At 39.3% G+C, this 22004-nt stretch carries 9 protein-coding genes; 1 reads left to right on the top strand and 8 read right to left on the bottom strand.

Going from position 1 to position 22004, the window contains the following annotated elements; all coding sequences use genetic code 11:
- Positions 1-19: 19 nt before the first annotated feature.
- The 8 genes from CYLST_RS07290 to CYLST_RS07255 form a co-directional block, all read right to left on the bottom strand.
- Entirely contained in the window at positions 20-1030 is a 1011-nt protein-coding gene (locus CYLST_RS07290) for a TauD/TfdA family dioxygenase (RefSeq protein ID WP_015207065.1), read from the bottom strand.
- An 80-nt stretch (positions 1031-1110) separates the two neighbouring features.
- Positions 1111-5721: a non-ribosomal peptide synthetase gene (locus CYLST_RS07285; RefSeq protein ID WP_015207064.1), complete on the bottom strand. Its 4611-nt coding sequence runs from the start codon at positions 5719-5721 to the stop codon at positions 1111-1113.
- 71 nt (positions 5722-5792) lie between these two features.
- Positions 5793-6836, bottom strand: coding sequence for a TauD/TfdA family dioxygenase (locus CYLST_RS07280; protein WP_015207063.1), 1044 nt, complete (start codon positions 6834-6836; stop codon positions 5793-5795).
- Positions 6837-6885: 49 nt separating this feature from the next.
- A complete protein-coding gene (locus CYLST_RS07275) occupies positions 6886-8439 on the bottom strand; it encodes a condensation domain-containing protein (protein WP_015207062.1) in 1554 nt (517 codons plus the stop codon).
- 36 nt (positions 8440-8475) lie between these two features.
- Positions 8476-9774, bottom strand: coding sequence for a glycosyltransferase (locus CYLST_RS07270; protein WP_245587475.1), 1299 nt, complete (start codon positions 9772-9774; stop codon positions 8476-8478).
- Between the two features lie 72 nt (positions 9775-9846).
- Positions 9847-10932, bottom strand: coding sequence for an LLM class flavin-dependent oxidoreductase (locus CYLST_RS07265; protein ID WP_015207060.1), 1086 nt, complete (start codon positions 10930-10932; stop codon positions 9847-9849).
- Between the two features lie 284 nt (positions 10933-11216).
- Positions 11217-15800 carry a type I polyketide synthase gene (locus tag CYLST_RS07260; RefSeq protein ID WP_015207059.1) on the bottom strand — a complete coding sequence of 1528 codons (4584 nt, stop codon included), beginning with the start codon at positions 15798-15800 and terminating at the stop codon, positions 11217-11219.
- A gap of 377 nt (positions 15801-16177) precedes the next feature.
- Entirely contained in the window at positions 16178-21475 is a 5298-nt protein-coding gene (locus tag CYLST_RS07255) for a non-ribosomal peptide synthetase (RefSeq protein ID WP_015207057.1), read from the bottom strand.
- On the opposite strand from CYLST_RS07255, the gene CYLST_RS34275 reads away from it, so the two are divergent.
- Positions 21475-21645, top strand: a complete 171-nt coding sequence (locus CYLST_RS34275; RefSeq protein ID WP_157162545.1) for a hypothetical protein — start codon at positions 21475-21477, stop codon at positions 21643-21645. The genes CYLST_RS07255 and CYLST_RS34275 overlap by 1 nt on opposite strands.
- The last annotated feature ends 359 nt before the right edge of the window (positions 21646-22004 follow it).

Genomic DNA, 22004 nt, shown 5'->3' with positions numbered 1-22004 from the left:
TTACTCAGATCAAATTAATTTATTTACTTGTGTATGGTTGTGCCATACCTACTAAAACTTTTCTCGCACCAGTAAATGGTTTACGTCCATGTGCTACCAACATATTATCTAGCAGTAAAATATCTCCTTCCTGCCAAGAAAATATAACTGTTTCTTGCTGATATATTTCTTTAATTTCTTCTAACACCGATGTTTCAATTTCCGAACCATCTCCATAAAAAGCGTTGCGTGGTAATTCCTCGGCTGTTAACATGTCAAGTAAAGAATTGCGAACTTCGGATTTCAAGCTGGATACATGAAATAAATGTGCTTGATTAAACCAAACTAACTCGCCGGTTTTTGGATGGGTAGCAATAGCTTGGCATACTTGACTGGTTCTGAGATTATTTCCCTTTTTCCATTCAAATTCAATGCCAGCATGATGACAATAAGCTTCTACTTCTGATTTAACTTTGGTTTGAAATACGGTTTCCCAAGGTAAATCAATTTCCTGTCCGTAATTACGGACGTACATAATCTTTTTTTGAATAAATTGCTCTTTTATCTGGGGATTTAACCGTTGAAATACTTTGTGACTATCAGCAATTGGTGTTTCTCCACTTTGCTCTGCTGCCTTTACACAAAAGAAGGCAATTTTCATGGGCCAATTAAGAGAATAGGCCATTTCGTTGTGCAAAGGAATTGATTGATCGGGCGGATATTCTGTAGATGTATATATCTTACCACTAACTTGACTGCGCGGAGTTGAACGATAAGAATATTCGATTAATTCCCCAGCAATAGCTTGAATAAAGTTTTCAAATTCGCTATTGTTATGTACCTGAAAGTTGCGAAACAGCAGACCTCCGTGTTGGAGTAATTTAGTTTCAATCCAATCACGATTACTGCTTGACCAACTGACTAAATTTACGCTATCAACAGCAGGTTGGATGACGAGAGGAAGCTGTTGTTCCGGTTTTAAAACTTCGGATTTGATGAGGTTTGCTGAGGAAAGATTAATTGTTTTGCGTTGGAAAGATTTTAAATTCATAATTATCTAAGGTTTAGATTAATCTGGCTTTTTTATTCAACCGCTCCAGATGCAGAGGACACAGAGAAAATTCCAAAGGATCATGATTCAATTTGTCCAGTAATTGTTTTGCGTCCAATTTTGCCTAATTTCTGAATCCGTGTTTGTTGTAATTCTTGCTGTTGAAGCATTTGCTGTTGTTTTTCTGTTTCTTGCAAAAGCTTTACTAGCTGGTCTAGTTTAATATCGGGTTGTTCGCTAATGATTGTTAGAAGGGTTTCTAAAATACCTGCCATGCGAGTGATGGTTGTGGCATGAAATAAATCGGTTTTATACTCAAAAAATCCTTGCAGTCCCGTTGGTGTTTCTGATAATTGTAGTTTTAAATCATGACGTACCATGCTGCTGTCAGTCTCTAAAATGGTGAGGTTTAGTCCCTCCATTTCTAGATTTGACTTGGGAGCATTTTGCAGGACAAACCATACTTGAAATAGTGGGGAGTGATTCAAGCTGCGTTCTGGCTGTAGTTCTGCAACTAGCTTTTCAAAAGGTATATCTTGGTTGGCATAAGCTCCTAATGCCATTGCTTTTACGCGTTGCAATATTTCTTGAAAACTGGGGTTATGGGAAAGGTTAGTCCGCAATAATAAAGTGTTGACAAAAAAGCCAATTAACTCTTCTAATTCACTGCGGTTGCGGTTAGCAATGGGAGAACCTATGAGAATATCTTCTTGCTCTGTGTAGTGGTAAAGTAACACATTAAAAGCTGCAAGTAGAGTCATAAACAAGGTGGCATTTTCTCGCTGGCTCAGGGATTTGATACTGTTAGATAGTTTTGGGGAAAGGGCGAATGAATGTTTTTTGCCTAGGCAAGTTTGTAGTTGGGAGCGTGGTTTGTCGGTGGGTAATTCTAGAACTGTTTTAGCGTTTTTTAGCTGCTGCTTCCAGTAGTTTAATTGAGTATTTAGTGTTTCGCCTTGTAACAATTTTTGTTGCCAAACTGCATAGTCAGCATATTGAATAGGTAACTCTGGTAGGGGAGAAGGTTTTCCGGTTGAGAATGCTTGATAAAGTGCTGAGATTTCCCGAATAAATATTCCCCCTGACCAAGCATCAGAGATAATGTGATGCATTGTTACGAGTAATATGTGTTCTTCTGTAGTGAGGCGTAGTAGAAGTAAGCGTAGTAATGGTACATTTTTCAAGTTGAATGGCTGCTGGGCATTTTCTGCTTCTAGCGATCGCACTTTTTGCTCCTGTTCAGCCGCTGACAAATGCTGCAAATCCATGACTGGCAAGGGTATCCGCAGTTCAGGTATAATCGAATGGTGCGATCGCCCCTCAACCGCTACAAAGCACGTCCGCAAAGCTTCATGGCGCCGCACAATTTCGTTAATGCTCTCCTCTAGGGCTGCCACATTTAGCTTCCCTTGCAACCGCACCAAATCAGCACCGTTATAAGCAGATGAATCTGGATCTAACTGATGAATAAACCACAATCTCTGCTGGGCAAAAGACAATGGTAATTCAATATCCCGTGAAACACGTTCTAGAGAAGGCACCGATTTTAATTCCGGTTCAGCCTTGATTGCCATCTCTATATCCTTGGCAAGTCCGGCCACTGTCGGTGACTTAAACAAATAACGTAGCGTCAATTCAACTCCAAACGCTTTCCGCACTTGCGAAATTACCTGAGTAGCTAATAGGGAATGTCCACCTAATTCAAAAAAGTTGTCGTTAATCCCTACTTGCTGAATCCCCAAGATTTGCGCCCAAACTCCAGCTAGCATTTCCTCAACAGGTGTGTGAGGAGCAACAAAAGTTTTTCCCAGTTGGGCGATATCCGATTGATTAGGTGCAGGTAAAGCTTGACGGTCTACTTTGCCATTGGTTGTTAATGGCAGCGCATTTAACAACACAAACACCGACGGAATCATATATTCTGGCAACTGCTCTTTTAGATAACTCCGTAGTTCGTTAGGCGCTGGAGTGACACCACGAACAGCAACAACATAAGCTATTAAACGTTGATCACCTGGTGTATCCTCCCGGACTATCACCACTGTTTCCTGCACACCAGGATGTTGTACCAGTAATCCCTCAATCTCTCCTAACTCAATCCGAAAACCTCTGACCTTGACTTGATGATCTATTCGCCCCAAAAACTCTAAATTTCCATCCGACCGAAAACGAACTAAGTCTCCCGTTTTGTACAACCTTGCCCCTGGTTCGTCGCTAAAGGGATGGGGAATAAATTTCTCTGCTGTGAGTTCAGGACGATTTAAATACCCTCTAGCTAGTCCGGCACCACCAATATAAAGTTCACCGGCAACACCTATCGGCATCGGTTGGTAGTTTTGATTGAGTACATATAACTCGGTGTTGGCAATCGGCTGACCAATAGGAATTGAACCGGAAAGCATCTCACCTGACGGCACTTGATAAATGCAGCAACCGACGACAGTTTCAGTCGGCCCATATTCATTAATCAGCATCGTGTCTGGTGCAAACTTTTGCCAAAAGGTGATGCTTTCTGCTAACAAGTTTTCACCACCGATGATAAAAGCTCTGGTTAGACCCTTTGCTTCTGAAGGTGATAACTGATGTGAGAGTAATTGCAGTTGAGCGGGGGTAATTTTGACTAAGCTGTAGTTTGAACCTTTGCGTAAAGCATTGCACAAAGACTCGATGCTCTGATCTTCTGGGAGAAGTTCTACGCAACGCCCTACCAATAAAGGAGAAAACAAACCTGTAATAGTCAAATCAAAGGCTAAGGAAGAGTGAACAACCGCCCCTTGTCCCAATTCCACTGCATAGGCTTGAGTACACCAGGTTAGATAGTTGACTAGCCCTCGATGGGGAATTAGTGTGCCCTTTGGTTTGCCAGTAGAGCCGGAGGTATAGATGATATAAGCTAGATTGTCAGCAGTTGTCTTACCAGCCAAGTTGTCTGTATCTTGTTGAGCAACTTTCTCCCAGTCGCAATCTAAGCAGAGTAAGTGAGCACTGTGATCAGGCAGAATCGGCAGCAACCGTTGCTGGGTTAACAGTATAGGTGCAGAGGTTTCCCCTAAGATAAAGGCTAACCGTTCTTGGGGATGGTTGGGATCTAATGGTAGGTAAGCTCCACCAGCTTTAAGGATGCCCAGGACTCCGACTAGCATTTCTAGCGATCGCTCTACGCAAATCCCGACGATCACTTCTGGAGCAACACCCAGTTGTTGCAGGTAATGAGCTAGCTGATTTGAGCGTGCGTTTAGCTCTGAGTAAGTGAGTTGCTGGTTTTCATAGACTACCGCAATATCGTCAGGTATGCGATCGCACTGCGACTCAAACCAATGGTGTATGCATTGGTATTGAGGAACAACAGTTTTTGTATTGTTGAATTCAACTAAAAGTTTGGTTCGTTCATTTGGACTCAGGATATCGAAGCTGCCGATTGCTCCTTCAGGATTCTTCACCACACTAGCTAACAACATCTCGAATTGACTAGCAAGACGTTGAATTTCTTCTAAAGTGAAGATATTGGCATCGTAGAAAAATTCGGCACTTATCCCATCATTTTGATCAACACAAGATAGTTTGACTTGGAATCTGTCAACACAACTGTACTGCTGATAAATTGAAAAGCAGACATCACCAGCATATTGTTTGCCTAAAACAGATTCATACTCAAAACAAAATGGAAAGAATATCTGCTCGGATCTGTTTCCATCTAACTCGGTATTTTTATCTAAACAAAAACTATTATGGCTAGCAAATATTTCCTCTGTAGCTTCTTCTACATGAAGCAACAAATCGCTAAATTTATAATTTCCTTCAAAATGGCACTGAAGAGGTAAATATTTAACTAATAGCCCTAGAGATTCTTTTAGTTCTTCATAATAACGCCCATCACTAGCAGTTCCAATAATCATATCTGAGTTATCAGTTAGCCGCCAAAGTAATATTTGCCAACAAGTTAGAAAAAATATATGTTTTGAAATATTTGTCTGCTGTATTATGGCGTTGATTTTAGCTATCAAATCTGACGCAACCTTCACCCGAAAACATTCGGGTTTGAATTCCGATCTATAAGTCTGCTGCTTTGAGTAAGGAAGCTTTAAATTTCCCAGACTATAGATATCAAACTCTTTCCAGTAATCTAAATCTTCTGTCTCCAGAAATTGATTTTGCCATTCAGCAATATCAGCATATTGTATAGCCTCCCCAGAAACTTCCTCACCCCGCAAACAAGCGACATAGCATCTACTGAGTTCACAAACTAAGTGATTCAGGGCTTGGATGTCAGCACATATAGCCGGTAAACTGAAGAGCAATATATGCTTTTGCGGCAACAAAGTTACTAGATTTATGCCCAATAATCTCCCTTGTTCCCAATCAAAATTCCGCTGATTTGCTGATTTAAATAGCTGTTCGAGATCGTTTTCTAAGGTTTCTTTTGATTCTAAATAGTATTCAGTAATTGATAATACTATGTTATCACTGATGACTTGAACAGGGCTTTTGATGCCACGGGTACTGTGAAAACTTGTCCGAAGAATTTCATGTCGTTTGACAACTTGATATAAAGCTTCTTTTAAAATCTCCTTGTCTAAATTACCTTCTAAAAGGACAGCACAATAAGAGGAATATACCTGACAATCTTGTTGTAAAAACCAGAGACGTCGTTGCTGTGGAGAAAGTTTAAATCCATAAGTTTGTTTTTGCATTTTTCTTGCTCAAAAAAATTAGTAATAGCTAGGTGATAATACTTTCCTAAAGTTGGGCTTTTTGGCTGATATTAAATATCATGAAAACTCGTCATTTCACCCATCGCCACAAAAAGCTTGCGTTCGCCAATATAAGGATTACGTGCATGAGCAATTAACAAATTATCTAGTATTAATAAATCTCCGGTCTGCCAAGGAAAACTAACTTCTAACTGCTGATAAACTCCACAAATTTCTTCCATTATAGAATCTTCAATAGTAGAGCCATCGCCATAATAACAATTCCGAGGTAAATCTTCTTCACAAAATGAAGAGGTTAAAGCCTCCCTTGTTTCCAGATTTAGGCATGAAATATGCCAATGTTGAGCTTGGGTAAACCATGTCAACTCGCCAGTTTTAGGATGCTTGACAACAGCGGGACGTACTGAACGAGTCCTTAATCCACCATCATTTTTCCATTCAAAATCGATAAAACCTTTTCGACAAACTGCTTCTACTTCTGCTTTATTTTTAGTCTGAAAAACTGTTTGCCAATCAAGCCCCAGCCCGTAGTTGTAATTACGAAGATACATCACATTTTTTTCAATAAACCTATCTCGGATCTTTGAATCAATTAGCTCGAAAACTTTTCGGCTATCAACAATAGGTGTTTCTCCTCCCCGCTTTGCCGGTCGATGACAACCAAAAAATATCTTTTGAGGCCAACTATGGTTAAAAGAATTTTCATTATGCCACAATAACTTTTGATCAGCAGGGTAAAAGACTGGAGTATACACATTACCACTAATAGCCTCTCTAGGATGTTCGCCATTTTTATGAAACAAACTTGGGCAAACTGTTATGCATACTTTTTCAAAAGCAGATGCAGTATCTAAATTAAATCCCCGTAAAAGTATAGCGCCATGCTTATTCAATTCTTCTGAGATTAATCTCTGGTTATCTTCCAACCAATCACATATTTCTATATCATTGGCTACTGATTTAAATACGATAGGCGTATTTGAATCTGGATGTAAATATTCTATTTTAATTAATTCTTTCTCTGTCAAACTAACCGCTTGTCGTTTAACCATTAAAAACTCTTTTTTTTGTTGATTATTTGTTGCTTTTTTCATAATCCTACTCTGATTATTATTTGGTGTGGCTTTATTAAATAATTTTTGGTTATTTTATAAAAACCTCCTTTCTTTTAATTTGTTTTAATCTCTCGTAGGCAGATGCTTGTTTCTCCTGTTTCTGGAATTTAGCTTGTTGTTTATTAACTAAAGTCAGATGCTTATTAATGTCAATTAATTTAGATTCTGGCTGGATGACAACAGTCTTTAAGATCGTTTCAAAATTCAGTAAAAATCTATCAATATTACTCGAAGTAAACAAGTCGGTGTTGTACTGTAAAATCGCTGTTATGCTTTGATTGGTTTCTACTATTGCTAGATACAAGTCAAGGCTGGCTGTGCCGTTATCAATATCATCCAAAAAAGTTACTTTTAAATCAGAAAACTCCAAAGATTGCATGGGAAAATTTTGGAGAACAAATTTAACTTGAAATAGTGGTGCACGGCTCAGATCACGCTCTGGATTCAGAGCCTCAACCAACTTCTGAAAAGGCAGATGTTGATGATCATAAGCACCTAAAGCCACTTCCCGCACTTGTATGAGAAACTCTTGAAAAGTAGGATTTCCTGACAAGTTGGTTCTTAACACTAATTGATTAATAAAAAAACCAATTAACCCCTCAATTTCAGCATAATTACGATTAGCGACATCTGTACCAACAACAATATCTTCTTGTCCGGTATACCAGTTAAGTAAAATATAGAATCCCGCTAATAATGTTGTAAAAAGCGTTACTCCTTGCTGCTGGCTCAAGGTCCTAAGTTGTTCATTTAAGGATTCAGGTAAAATTAGCGATCGCTTGGCTCCCCGGAAAGTCTGTATATCGGGTCTGGGTTTATCTGTAGGTAAGTTAATCACTGGAAGTTTATCCCCCAGTTGTTTTTTCCAATAAGAAAGCTGAGATTCTAGTACCTCTCCCTGTAACCATTCCCGTTGCCATGCAACAAAGTCTGCATATTGGATAGGCAATTCCGGCAGGGGAGATGGCTGTCCACAACAAATAGCTGTATACAGAGCCGCTAATTCCCGAATGATTACACCACGAGACCAGGCATCAGAAACAATATGGTGCATGGTGAATAGCATCACATATTGAGTTTCACACAGCCGCAGCAGCTTTACTCTTAGCAATGCTTCCTGCGATATATCAAAAGGACGTTGGGCTTCCTGTTTTGCTAATTCTTGCACCAATTGCTGTCGGTTACTTTCAGGTAATTCATGCAGATCAATTACAGGTAACTCTAAAGTCAAATCTGCAACTTTCTCCTGCACAGGTTGTCCCTCAACCATTAGAAAATGCGTTTGCAGGACTTCATGTCTTTGCCGGATTTGATTAAGGCTTTGCTCCAGTGCTTTTACATTCACTACACCCTCTAATAAGATAGCAACTGGAATATTGTAAACAGGGCTGTCTGGATCTAATTGGTGAAGAAACCAAAGCACTTGCTGATGAAAAGACAAGGGCAAAAAATTAGGATCTTTTCTCTTGGGTATTGATTGAGTTTTGACATAATTTAAACTCTTCTTTTTAAGACGTAACTCAAACAATGCTCGTTGTTCGGGAGATAAAGCGGCAATTCTTTGAGAAATATCATTCATCATAAATAATCCAATCAAAGCTAAGTTATGAGTACTGCCCTAGAAAGTTGATAATTCGCTCTTCTTGCTTACTGGTAAATGTCGATGAAAAGCTTCAACCGCATGCATAACGCCGTCCTCTGCCTGTATTCTCTTGCTCATTTCAGCCAAGCGAGTATGCATAGCCTGATCACTGATAGCAACTTGAATTGCCGCAGCTAAATCTTCAACTGGCAATTCTTCATTTAACAATTGTTTTCTCTGTAAAATCAGGGGAATGCCTAAACCCGACTGTCCTACCTGAAGTGTCCAAAAAAGGTCATCGTTATCACCTTGAACTGGAATAGCAATTGAAGGAACCCCAGCACGTAAACAACTCATCGTTGCTCCACCACCACCATGATGCACTACTGCTGCTACTTTAGTAAATAACCATTTGTGAGGTATAAACCCTTTGATATAAAACAACTTATCTTTTAATGATGGATCATCTAAGTAATCATCATCTAAACACTGTACAATCAATCGCTGTCCAGTTGTTTCTAAAACTTTTAGCAATATTTTTCTTCCTAGTTTTTTTGAGTTCCAAAGTTTACTAATATATATCGGTGGTGAGCCGACAGACAGAAAATTTATCAGGTCAGTTGGTGCTTGCCAATTATCATGGGTATCCAGAAACCAATAGCCTGTTATATGAATATTATCATCCTTCCATTCAGATGGTTTAGGTAGAAAAGAAGAACTATAACAGTAGAGAATGGGTGTTTTTTGACGCTGTATCTGGGGCATTACGCCTTCCCAAACAGGAAGAGAAGGCAAATTCAATATTTTCTGCCGCCACTGGTTAATTGGCCCCCGCATAAATTGCCAATGAACTTGATTAAAATACGTATAACTTAGCCAGTTATATATACTTCCTAAAGGCTTGCCGTTTGTCACCCACGCATTAGGGAAAACTCGCGTATGGTGGTAAGCTTGCACTGAGGCTGCGTAGCAAGGTATGCCTAATTTCTCAGCAATGTAAAAGCATGGATATGAAAACGGATTAAAAATAATCGCTTCTGCTTCTTGGCAAACACGCCATAACTCATCTAGTAAACCATTTTTTAACTGCTGATATCCCAGATTTATAGTAGTTAAAGGACGACGGAACTTAAAGATTTTCTCTAACCATGTTGGGGATGGGAAATTCCATCTCATCGGAATACATTCAACCCCAAAATTAGTGACAACTTCTTGATATTCAGCTAAAGTAGCAAGTTGCACTTGATGACCCGCCCTTTTTAATCCCAAAGCTAAGGCGATATAAGGTAAAACGTCACCATCTGACCCCCATGAAACAATTGTAATCCGCATCATCGCTCCTATATTCTTTCAATTTAAATATTTTGCTTTGACTTCGATTTGAGAAATCGTATTTGTAGTCTTTGATCAAAACAGGCTAATTGCTGAGTAAGAACTAACTTCTTTTTGAGGTTGATAAACTTTCTTGAAATCTTTCAATTTATCCAAGCTTGTCATGACAACATCAAAATCTAGACCGAAATCAACGAGACAAGCGATTTCATCAACTCCAATTTCTTGAAGACGTGCAATTGTTTGACCACAGGTTTCTGGTGTACCAATCAGTACCCTTCCTTGTTGGAAGTATCGCTCAAATGCAAACTCTAGAAGCTGCTGTCGGTCTTCTTCTGTAAAATTTTCAGGATTGAATTGAAAATTGATGCGCTGGGCTAAATTTTCGACTAGCCCAAAATGAGTTTTAAGATATTCACAAAAAGGTTGTTTAACTTTTTGCTTAACTAATTTCTCATTGTCTCCCATATAAGTGTGCATCATTAGAGATACCTTACCACTTTTAGGGTTGTGACCATTTTGAGCTAAAGTTTCACGATAAAGAGATATTTGCAGCGCCAAATCATCAACTGTGGCATACAGTAAAGAAGTTAAAACATTAGCTCCTATCTTTGCTGCACCAATAAATGTGTTATCTGATTGACAAGTTATCCAAATTGGAACTTGAGATTGTATTGGTCTAGGATATGTTTTTATCTTGACTTTATTACCAGTTCCCCCAACAAATTCAATGTCTTCTCCATGCCAAAGTTTTTGTAAAGTCTCGATGTCGCGCCACATGACTTCTTTCCGTTCAGCATAGTTTTCTGGACGTAATAAAAAGTCATCAGCGTGCCAACCAGGCGCAAAAGAAAGACCAACTCTACCATGAGATAAATTATCAACTATTGCCCATTCTTCAGCAACTCTTGCAGGATGCTGTAATGGCATTACAATACTACCTGATCTGAGTTGAATTTTCTCTGTAACCATTGCTAAAGCAGCACTAATTACAGAGGGATTTGGATATAAACCACCAAAAGGATGAAAATGTCTTTCGGGAGTCCATACTGCCGAAAAATCATGGTTATCGGCAAATTTAGCTGTTTCTAGTAACAGTTTATATTTATCTGATTCAATTGTTGAACCATCGCCAGAAAAATATAAAAGACTGAATTTCATAATTTTGTGTAGTTTTTAATCGTTTTGCTCATAGCTTTTTCAGACGGGTTAAATGTTTTGATGATGCATTTCTTTATGCATCCCGTAGGGTGCATTCTCTAACGCACGCACGAATTAAGTTATGTTGCTGGGTTAACAACTCATTCTCTTGATGCGTCAGGGGACGCATCCTACCCAGACAATTAAGTTATGTTGGTGGGTTGAAAAATCATAAATTTATAGCATTTATCAGTTAATTTCGGTAGTCTCAGAATTAACCACGAGATTTACATAGATAAATTTGATTAGGAAGGGTTATAGCTAATTGCTGATTCTTGCACAAGTTGTTTTTGCAGTTCTTCAAGGGAAAGATTTTCTACTTCGGCTAACAGTTGTGCTAAATCATCAAGTTCTTCTGATGGTGATTTTTTTTCGACAATCACAGTGGCTAAGTCAGCAATTGTGGGAGCGTCAAAGAGGAGTGTACGCAGTGGCAATTCCACCTGAAAATTTTCTCGGAGACGAGAAATAGTTTGGACTGCTAGTAAAGAATGTCCACCTAATTCAAAGAAATTATCATAAATTCCTACTTTTTCAATGCCTATGAGTTCTTGCCAGATGTTAGCAATAATTTCTTCGGTTTGATTGCGAGGAGCTATATATGTGCTTGCTTGCAGAGTCCGAGTATGTCTGGTTGCAGATAATTGACTAGATTTAACTGATTTTTGCGGCAAACCCAATTTATTAATTTGCTCAATACTTGTCTGCAAATCTTGAGTAGAAACTACAACTTGAGGTAGAGAGTTTGCCAAAATCCGGCTAAATGCATCAACTCCTTCTTCTGGCAGAATAGCATTTTTTAAACTTTCTTCTCGCCATTTTTTTAGTTCATCGGGAACAATAGTATTTGCTGCCATCCCAACTTCTTGCCAAGCATCCCAGTTAATAGCAACTGTAAATCGGCTATTTATTGATGTATTCCAGTGAGCAAAGGCATCTAAAAAGGCATTAGCAGCACAATAATCTACCTGTCCAAATCCTCCTTGAATAGAACTCAAAGAAGAAGCGAGAACTAAAAAGTCTAAGTTGATGTCTTTGAGAACATTATTTAGAATCAATGTCCCCTGAATCTTGGGTGCAAAAACGCTCTCGGCAATTTCTGGGGTTTTGAGTTGAATCATCCCACCTCCAGGTATACCAGCAGTGTGGATGACACCGTGAATTTCCTTAAAGCTTTCTAGCGCTTGCGCGATCGCATTTTGCATCTGTTGCTGATTAGTGACATCAGCAGCTAATACCAGCACTTGCGCTCCAAAAGCCTCTAATTGCCGTACTTTCTCCATCTGCGGACTATCTTCAGATGGTAGAGAACGTCCTAATAAAACCAGCTTGGCTTGTACGGTTTTGGCCAGGTATTCAGCTAAAACTAAACCGATACCTCCCATGCCACCTGTGATTAAATATACTCCTCCTTGCCGGAAACGGATTTTATCTTCAGCAGGTTTTTCTAGCAGAATTGGCTCAAAAGTTTGCACCCAACGATAATTACCACGATAAGCAATAATTGGGCTTTCTGATTCATCTGTTAATTCTGCCAACAATTGCTCTACAAAATCTTTGTTGGCTGATGTTGGTAATAAAACATCAACGAGACGACAACTTATATGGGGATACTCTTGAGGAATTACTTTACAAGCACCCAAGATAGTTGCTTTTTCTGGAGATAATTTTTCACTACCCGTAATTTCGTAAAGATGATTAGCGATAACTAAAAGTTTAATCGCATTACTTAGCTGTTGTTGTCCGATAGCTTGGGCTAAATAAACCAGACTGTAGAAACCTAAATCTTGAGTAGTTTCCCAAGATAAAGTTTCTGATTGGGTAATACTCCACAGATGAATAATTGTCTGGGGAATTTTTCCCTGTTCCCCTAACTGCCGCAGCAAGTTCTGATAATCATCTGCTTTGGCAGGGTTGATAGTATATGTGTTGCTATTAAGTTGATTAAATTGCTCACTTGCCTCAATGGCAATTATATCATATCCAAGTTGTTGCAATTGTCGGATAATTTGTAACCCCACCCCACATTCATCTACAAAAAATAAATAGCAACCAGAGGTAATATTTTTAGTTGGGAGTTGGGGAAATCGTTTCCAAGAAGGAATATAAAACCAGTCAGTAATATTAGGCTTTTCCCCCAGCTTACTTGTTACTTTATTTTCTGTTTCCGGTGCAATCCAGTAACGCTGACGCTCAAAGGGATAAGTTGGTAAAGGAACGCGGTAAGGTTGCTGATAATTATAAAAACTAGACCAATTTACCTCAACTCCTGCTAACCACAATCGCCCTAAAATATTGACTAAAAAATCTACATCTGATTTCTCCTCTTGGGAATGGCGTAATGAAGGTAATACTACCTGTCCGGCTGCTTCTTGGGTGTGTTGTTTGACGAGAGTACACAAAGTTCTTCCGGGACCTACTTCTAACAAAATGCCTTCAGTTGTTTGCAACAAAACAGATAAACCTGCCGAAAACTGTACTGTTTGCCGTAAATGCTGCACCCAATAATTTGGATTTGTGGCTTCCTGAACTGTGATCCAAGTACCCGTTAAATTGGAAATAAAAGGAATTTGGGGCGGATTGAGTTTGACTTTTTTTACTTCCGCAATAAATGCTTCTAACATCGGTTCCATCATCTGTGAATGGAAAGCATGGGAAGTATGTAAACGGCGATACTCGATGCCTTTTGCTGTGAGTTTTTCAGCAATTATATCTACAGCTTTATGGTTTCCTGAAACCACACATAGAGAAGGTGCATTACTAGCGGCTAAAGCTAAATTTTCATTTAGTAAATCTTTAATTTCTGCCGCTGGTGCGGAAATAGAAAGCATGGCACCTGTTGGCATTTTTCGCATCAATTGTCCACGGATAGCTACCAAAGCTAAGGCATCTTCAACGGACATTACACCAGCAAGGCAAGCGGCTACATATTCCCCGATACTATGTCCAATCATTGCTTGAGGCAAAATCCCCCAAGACATCCACAACTGAGCTAAAGCATATTCAATTACAAATAGTGCTGGTTGTGCTAAATCTGTCTGTTTTAATTGTTCTGCTGCTGCTTGTTTTTCAGATTCTTTTGGATAAATAACTGTACTTAAATCTAACCCTAAATAAGGTTTGAGTAGCAAACAACAATGATCAACCTCTTCTCGGAATTTAGAAACTGTTTGGTATAGTTCTTGAGCCATTTCCACATACTGAGCGCCCTGTCCAGGAAACATAAAGGTGATAGAGCGTTGAGTTGGTTCTTGAAAGTGGGTTAATACTTGTTGATTATCTGTAGTTTCTAGGGCAGTAATAACTTCTTGGATATTTTGACAAACTACCATGCGGCGATAATTGAAAACCCCACGCCCTACTTGCAATGTATAAGCTACATCTGCCAAGTTTAAATCAGGATTTTGTTTGAGGTGTTGAGCGAGATTTTGAGTTAATTTTTCTAAAGCTGAATCAGTTTTCGCTGAAAGTACTAACAGATGATAATTTCTCTTTTGCTTCTCCGCTGTTTTAACAAATGGCGCTTCTTCTAAAATCACATGGGCATTAGTCCCACCAATACCTAAAGAACTAACTCCTGCGCGGCGCGGTGTGGAAGTTGAATTCCATTCTTTCAGCTTAGTATTGACGTAAAAAGGACTATTATCAAAGTCAATTTCTGGATTGGGTTTTTCAAAATTTAAGCTGGGAGGAATTAATTTATGTTGTAAAGCTAGAGCAGTTTTAATTAAACCTGTAACTCCAGATGCTGCGTCTAAATGTCCTATGTTGGTTTTGACGGAACCTACAGCACAAAAACCTGTTTTTTGAGTCTCAGCCCGAAAAACGTTGGTTAACGCAGATATTTCGATGGGATCGCCTAAATTAGTTCCTGTTCCATGAGCCTCAATATAGCTGATAGACTCAGGTTCAACCTCAGCTAAGGCTATTGCTTCAGCGATCGCATTTGCTTGTCCGTTGACGCTGGGTGCCGTATAGCCCACTTTCGCCGAACCATCGTTATTGATGGCGCTACCCTTGATTACAGCATATATGTGATCATGATCAGCGATCGCATCTGCTAACCGCTTTAACACCACCACCCCCACACCATTACCAATAATTGTCCCTTGTGCCTTGGCATCAAAAGCGCGGCAATGACCATCAGGTGATAAGATTCCCCCTTCTTGATGCAAATAACCTGTTTTTTGGGGTACGCGAATCGAAGCCCCCCCAGCCAAAGCCATATCGCATTGATAATTGAGCAAGCTTTGACAAGCCAAAACAGTTGCAACTAAAGAAGTAGAACAAGCTGTTTGTACTGTTAAACTTGGCCCTGTCAGATTTAATTTATAAGAAACGCGGGTAGTCAGAAAATCTTTATCATTTCCTATTAACTTTTGGAAGCTATTCGCTGAACCAATTTGGTCACGATTTAAATTAAAAGATAAATAGTTATTTAAACTAGCACCAGCATAAACTCCAATCTGACTTTCGCATCTTTGGCAATCATAGCCAGCATTTTCTAATGCTTCCCAAGCACATTCTAAAAAAATCCGATGTTGCGGATCAGTCATTTCCGCTTCTTTGGGGTTAAAGCTAAAAAAACCAGCATCAAATAAATCTGTGTCTTCTAATACTGCACCTGCTTTGACATAATTAGGATTATCTAGTAATGCCAAATCTACCCCAGCAGCAATTAACTCTTCGTCGCTCAATCGAGAAATTGACTCAACACCATCACATAAATTATGCCAAAATTCAGTAATGTTTTTAGCACCGGGAAACCGCCCAGCTATGCCAATGATTGCTATTTTTGTAACCGAATTGTATGTTTTTTCACTATCCATATTTCTTTTGAGGTTGTAAAATATTTTTCAGTGTAACTGTAGCTGATAAATTATTCATTCGGGATATTATCGACTGAAGAAATTTTAGGTACATCTATACCCAGTTCTTCCCATGAATTTAAACCCAAAGTTTCTAATACCGTTAACTTTGGTTGATTATATTCAAAATACACTCAAAGGAGCAAAATGGACATTATAGTGTTGAGCGTACCAATGAGAATTCCACTTATCAGTACCATAAAAAATTGCCAATTTCCTTAAATCCTTGCGATAGATAAATGGCATAATTTGCTGGCGTATTCTTGAAAATAAATTAAATTTATTGCTAATTATCATTACTTTTGTCGACTCCTAAAGTTTTTAAATATTTACTCAACTTATAATTTTTTTCTTTGCTTATGCAACAATTGTTGTTTATTGATAGCCTCTATTTGCTTCTGAGTCCTTTCACGCATTGATTTAAAAGCAGGAACATTATCTGGTTTTTTGCCTAAATGTTGAGCCAATGACTTAATAGTGGGGTTTTGAAAAATTTCTACAACTGATAAATCTCGTTTTAATATCTCCCGTAGTTTGTTATTTAGCTGCACTACTAGCAAAGAATGTCCACCAATGTCAAAGAAATTATCATTGACACCTACTTTTTCTAAATGCAGCAGATCTTGCCACATATTAGCTATTGTTTTCTCTATCTCAGATTGAGGAGACTGATAAGTAGCTGTTAATTCTGGACGCAAATTTTCTGGTGTAGGTAAAGCACGACGGTCTAATTTGCCATTGGGGTTTAGAGGTAATGCTTCTAAAAATACAAAGGCAGAAGGAATCATATATTCAGGCAGATTTACCTTCAGAAAATGTCGTAATTCATTCACAGAAGATGCTGTCTTTTGCTCAGGCACTACATAAGCAATAAGACGATTTTCACTAGCAATGACTACTGTGTCTCGCACATTTGGATGTTGTGCTAAAACTGCCTCAATTTCTCCCAATTCTATACGGAAGCCGCGAACTTTTGCTTGATGGTCAATTCTGCCTAAAAAATCAATGCTTCCATCAACTCGATAACGTGCTAAATCACCTGTTTTGTAAAGACGTTTTTCTGAGTTAAATGGATGAGGGATAAATTTTTCGTGAGTCAACTCAGGTCTATTTAAATATCCTCGTGCCAAACCAACGCCACCGATATGCAATTCACCCGGAATACCAACAGGAACAGGTTGTAAATGCCTATCTAATACATATATCTGAGTATTGGCAATTGGGCGACCGATAGGAACAATTGTTTCTTTTTTATCCGGTTTACAGCACCATGAAGTGACATCAATAGCTGCTTCTGTTGGCCCGTATAGATTATATAGTTCTGCCTGCAACCGCTCAAAAAAGTGTTCTTTTAGCTCTAAGGATAGTGCCTCACCACTACAAATTATCCGTTTGATACTATGGCATTTATCAACCTCGATTTCCTCTAAAAAGACTTGCAGCATTGAGGGGACAAAGTGCAATGTTGTAATCTGCTCTTGGGTAATAAGTTGCACTAGATAGCTTGCATCTTGATGACCACCAGGTTTGGCTAAAACTAGAGTAGCACCAGTAAATAAAGGCCAGAAAAATTCCCAAACAGACACATCAAAACTAAAAGGTGTTTTTTGCAAAACTCTATCATTGGGTGTTAGTTGATAAGTGTCTTGCATCCACAGTAAGCGGTTGCATAAGCCTTGATGAGTGTTAATAGCTCCTTTGGGTTTGCCTGTGGAACCAGAAGTATAAATTACATAGGCAATGTTTTCTAACTGGATGTTAGTAGTCGGGTTGTTTTGGCTGTAATCAGAAAATGCTGCAAAATTGCTATTTACACTTATAACTTGGGCTTGATGTGGTGGTAATTCATCAACTAGATGCGGTTGCACCAGCAACAAAGATACTTGAGCATCTTTTAACATGAACGCTAAACGCTGTTGAGGATAGGTAGGATCTAGCGGTAAATACGCACCACCGGCTTTCATGATTGCTAATATCCCAACTACCATTTCTACAGAACGCTCCATACAAATACCAACCAATATCTCTGGTTTCACACCTGAACTTTGTAGGTAGTGAGCGAGTTTATTGGAGCGTTGATTTAACTCGCGGTAAGTAAGTTTTTGATTCTCAAATACCACTGCTACAGCATCCGGTGTTTTTTCTACCTGTGCCTCAAATAATTGATGGATGCAAGCTGCTTGGGGGAAATCAACTTTAGTGTTGTTCCAGTCTACCAGCAGTGTCTGCCGTTCAGCAGAGGTCAATAGTGGTAAGTTAGAAATACGCTGGTTAGAATTAGCAACGATACCCTCTAGCAAAGTTTGGAAATGTCCTACCATTCGTTTGATAGTTTCTGCATTAAATAAATCGATGTTGTATTCCAGCGTCCCGACCAATCCCGCTTCACTATCCACCATCGATAAAAAGGCATCAAACTTGGCTGTTTCAGTATCCATCTCCTCAGTTTTCCAGATTCCATCTGATACAGAATTTTGGAGAACAAACATTACCTGGAATAATGGGTTATAGCTTAAATCCCGGTTTGGTTTTAACTCTTCAACCAGCTTCTCAAATGGCAAATCTTGGTGAGTATAGGCTTCAATTGCCACCTGACGCACTCTCAAGAGCAATTCTTTAAAGCTAGGATTTCCATCTAAATTGGTACGCAATACTAAAGTATTGACAAAACAACCGATTAGTTTTTCTATTTCAACACGATTGCGGTTAGCAATTGGTGAACCGATAATAATATCTTCCTCACCTGTGTAGCGGTAAAGCAAAGTCTGAAACGCCGCTAACAAAGTCATGAATAAAGTCACGCTTTCCTGTTGGCTGATCTGTTTAATTGCTTCAGTTAAGGTTTTAGATAAAACAAACTTTTGCTGCGCTCCCCGGAAAGTCTGTATTGGCGGTCGGGGACGGTCTGTAGGTAATTGCAGTACTGGGAGATTTCCACTTAATTGTTGTTTCCAATAAGCTAAATGCTTTTCTAAAACTCCACCTTGTAAACGGTTTCGTTGCCAATTTACAAAGTCAGTGTATTGTACAGGAAGTTCTGGTAATGGTGACGGCTTTTCATCAGCGAAAGCTTGATAAATTGCTGATAATTCTTCAACTAAAATCTTGATTGACCACCCATCAGCCACCAGATGATGCAGTGTCAAAAGTAATATTGATTCTGCTGGCAAATGCAGCAGTTTCACCTGCAATAATGGTGCTTGCGCTAAATCAAAGGATATTTTAGCTGCTTGCTGAGATAATTTTTGCAATTCGCTCTGCTGCTGTTCGTCGGGAAAATGCCGTAAATCAACTTCTGGTAAAGTTAATTTCACAACATCAGCAACTTTCTGGACAGGTTCACCTGCGACTATTTCAAAACTTGTTCGCAAAATTTGGTGTCTTTGAATAATTTCGTTGAGACTCAATACCAATGCAGAGACATTCAGTTGTTTTTTTAGATGAACAGCTACAGCAATATTATATGCAGGTGTCCCCGGTCGCAGTTGATTGATAAACCACAACTGTTGTTGAGTAAAACTTAGAGGATCTTGGCTGGTGGTTGTCTTAGAGATAGGCAGAGATTTACAAGGAAGATTATTATTAACTTGCTCTAAAATTTGAGTTGCTAACTCAGCGAGACTAACACCATCAAAAAAATCTGCTACAGATATCCCTACTTGAAAATCAACCTCAATCTGGTTTTTTAACTCGAAAACTTTGAGGGAATCTAAACCCAAATGACTTAAAGGTTGCTGATAATCTAACTGAGAAGGTGTTACCCTCAGTACCCGTGTTATTAGTTTTTGTAAGTAAGAATTTAATAACTGTTGTTGTTGTGATGGCTCTATTGCTAGTAATTCGGCGCGTGTCAGAATCTCTTCAGCCTCTCTCACCTGGGAAATGTCTAGAATATTGCTACCAACGATATCTAATGTACCTGCTAAAAATCCTGCTTTTGTAGACCGGCGCTGAATCTTACCACTGGAAGTCTTGGGAATGGTGCCAGCTTTGATTAAAACGACTGCATAGACTTGTACTTCATGTTCTTCGGCTACAGCCTGACGAATAGCACCGATAACTTGCTCTATATTAGGTTTAGCTCGAAAATCTAGTTCTTGTACCACTACCAATCGTTCTTCTTTTTCCACTTCCACCGCAAAAGCCGCTCCACTCCCTGAACGCAACATTTTATGGCTCCGTTCTGCGGTCAGTTCTAGGTCTTGCGGGTAAAGATTTCGTCCCCTAATGATGATTAAATCTTTGACGCGACCAGTAATGAAGAGTTCATCGTTGTGCAAAAAACCTAAATCTCCAGTCCGCAAAAATGGCCCTGCTTCTGTATCTTGGAGGTAAGCGCCGAAGGTTTGCTCTGTTTCCTCTGGTCGATTCCAGTAACCAGAACCAATACTCGGCCCAGAAACCCAAATTTCCCCAACTTCATTGGTTGCACAACTGGTTAAGGTTTCCGGGTTAGCAATGACAATCTGCTGTTGTGGTACAACTCGGCCACAACCGACTAAGGCTACAGAATTTTCTTCGTTAGCTGTATCAATTACATGGTTGCGTTCTAAAGCATTTTTTTGGAAATTTTTAGTTGTGACTAAAGCAGATTTGACGCTACCAGATACCATCAAGGTTGCTTCTGCCATCCCATAGCAAGGATAAAAAGCTTCTGGACGAAAACCAGATTCAGCAAAAGTATCAGCAAAACGCGCTAAAGTCTCGTTGCGAATAGGTTCAGCGCCGTTAAAAGCTACGCTCCAACTGCTTAAATCCAGGGTAGCGCGTTGTTCTGTCGTTATTTTTTCAATACAAAGTTCGTAGGCAAAGTTAGGAGCACCACTGGTGGTTCCTCTGTAACGAGAAATTATTTCTAACCAACGGTAGGGACGCTGGAGAAAAGTTGCTGGTGGCATCATGATACAAGGAAAACTGCTGTACAGAGGTTGCAGTACGCCGCCGATGAGTCCCATGTCATGATAAACAGGAAGCCAAGTAACAAATTTACTACTGGGGGAATGTTCCATATACTGGCGAGTCACGGCGGCATTGTGTAGCAAATTGCCATGACTAAGCATGACACCTTTAGGTGTGCAAGTAGAACCAGAAGTGTATTGTAAAAATGCCAGTGTATCTTGATTAATAAAAGGTTCTTGCCAAGCTGCTTCAATCCCAGCAGTGAGATTATCGGTAGTCAGCCAATGAATATTATTTATATTAAATTTATCTTCAAATAAGGATTGCACTTGAGACGAGATGGCTGTGGTGGTAAGGATTACAGCCGCTTGTGCATCATTCAAAATTGCTAAAATTCTGGGGGTGTTGCGTTGGTTGCGTGGAGGATAAGCCGGAACTGCTACCACCCCTGCATATAGACAACCAAAAAAGGCGGCAAGATATTCTAAACCTGGTGGATAAAGGAGTAAGGCTCGTTCTCCACTCAATCCTAAAGCTTGCAATTGAGAGGCAACGGCTCGCGATCGCCGATCTAACTCAAGATATGTCAATATTGTTTCTTGAGTTTCTCCATCCTGTAGGAAGGTAAAAGCCTGATTATTGGGTTGGTGTAGACCTCTGTAACGCAACAGTTCCACAATTGTAGAGACGTTACGGGAAATTTCTTCCATATCATTGCCATTGATGAGTTGATTCATTGGTTTTTCCGCGAGATACCCCCGCTAAAAGCGATCAACCAGGGGATTTAATTGCACTTTCAAAATCTTGGTGCCTCAAAATAATTCCCAGCACCCAACATAACCAGCGAAAGTCAGCAGGCATAGCAGGGGGACAAGAATTTCTCAAAGTTGCCGTGGGAGGCTACTAGATGCGGCTAGTACTTATGTTGACTTCAAGCTTTAAAAGCTTCCTATTCGCGCAAATTTCACATTTCGCCTTTGTGGTAAATGCCGATAAATTACTAGGTTTTTTCACTAACCCCTAAATGTTTATTGCTAGTAATTTTCAATTGCCTTAATCAACTTAATACAATTGCATTAAATTTGCAATTAGTAATACATTAGGTTTACTTATGCAATAAGTATAATACTGTCTATTACACTTATAAATAGTCTTAAGACGGTTCTTTAAGCCTGATGTAACAAAAACTTGATATGAAGATAGCGATCAAGTTTTTTTGTCAAAGCATGGTCTAATGTCGTCAAAATACTGATATACAAGGCATTC

Origin of the sequence: Cylindrospermum stagnale PCC 7417, assembly GCF_000317535.1 — a bacterium.
Taxonomy (GTDB): Bacteria; Cyanobacteriota; Cyanobacteriia; order Cyanobacteriales; family Nostocaceae; genus Cylindrospermum; species Cylindrospermum stagnale.
This window is presented reverse-complemented; position numbering and strand designations above follow the sequence as displayed.

Coding starts and splice junctions, on each gene's coding strand:
- CYLST_RS07290 (WP_015207065.1), bottom strand. CDS start 1,030: ATGAATTTAAAATCTTTCCAACGCAAAACAATTAATCTTTCCTCAGCA.
- CYLST_RS07285 (WP_015207064.1), bottom strand. CDS start 5,721: ATGCAAAAACAAACTTATGGATTTAAACTTTCTCCACAGCAACGACGT.
- CYLST_RS07280 (WP_015207063.1), bottom strand. CDS start 6,836: ATGAAAAAAGCAACAAATAATCAACAAAAAAAAGAGTTTTTAATGGTT.
- CYLST_RS07275 (WP_015207062.1), bottom strand. CDS start 8,439: ATGATGAATGATATTTCTCAAAGAATTGCCGCTTTATCTCCCGAACAA.
- CYLST_RS07270 (WP_245587475.1), bottom strand. CDS start 9,774: ATGATGCGGATTACAATTGTTTCATGGGGGTCAGATGGTGACGTTTTA.
- CYLST_RS07265 (WP_015207060.1), bottom strand. CDS start 10,932: ATGAAATTCAGTCTTTTATATTTTTCTGGCGATGGTTCAACAATTGAA.
- CYLST_RS07260 (WP_015207059.1), bottom strand. CDS start 15,800: ATGGATAGTGAAAAAACATACAATTCGGTTACAAAAATAGCAATCATT.
- CYLST_RS07255 (WP_015207057.1), bottom strand. CDS start 21,475: ATGAATCAACTCATCAATGGCAATGATATGGAAGAAATTTCCCGTAAC.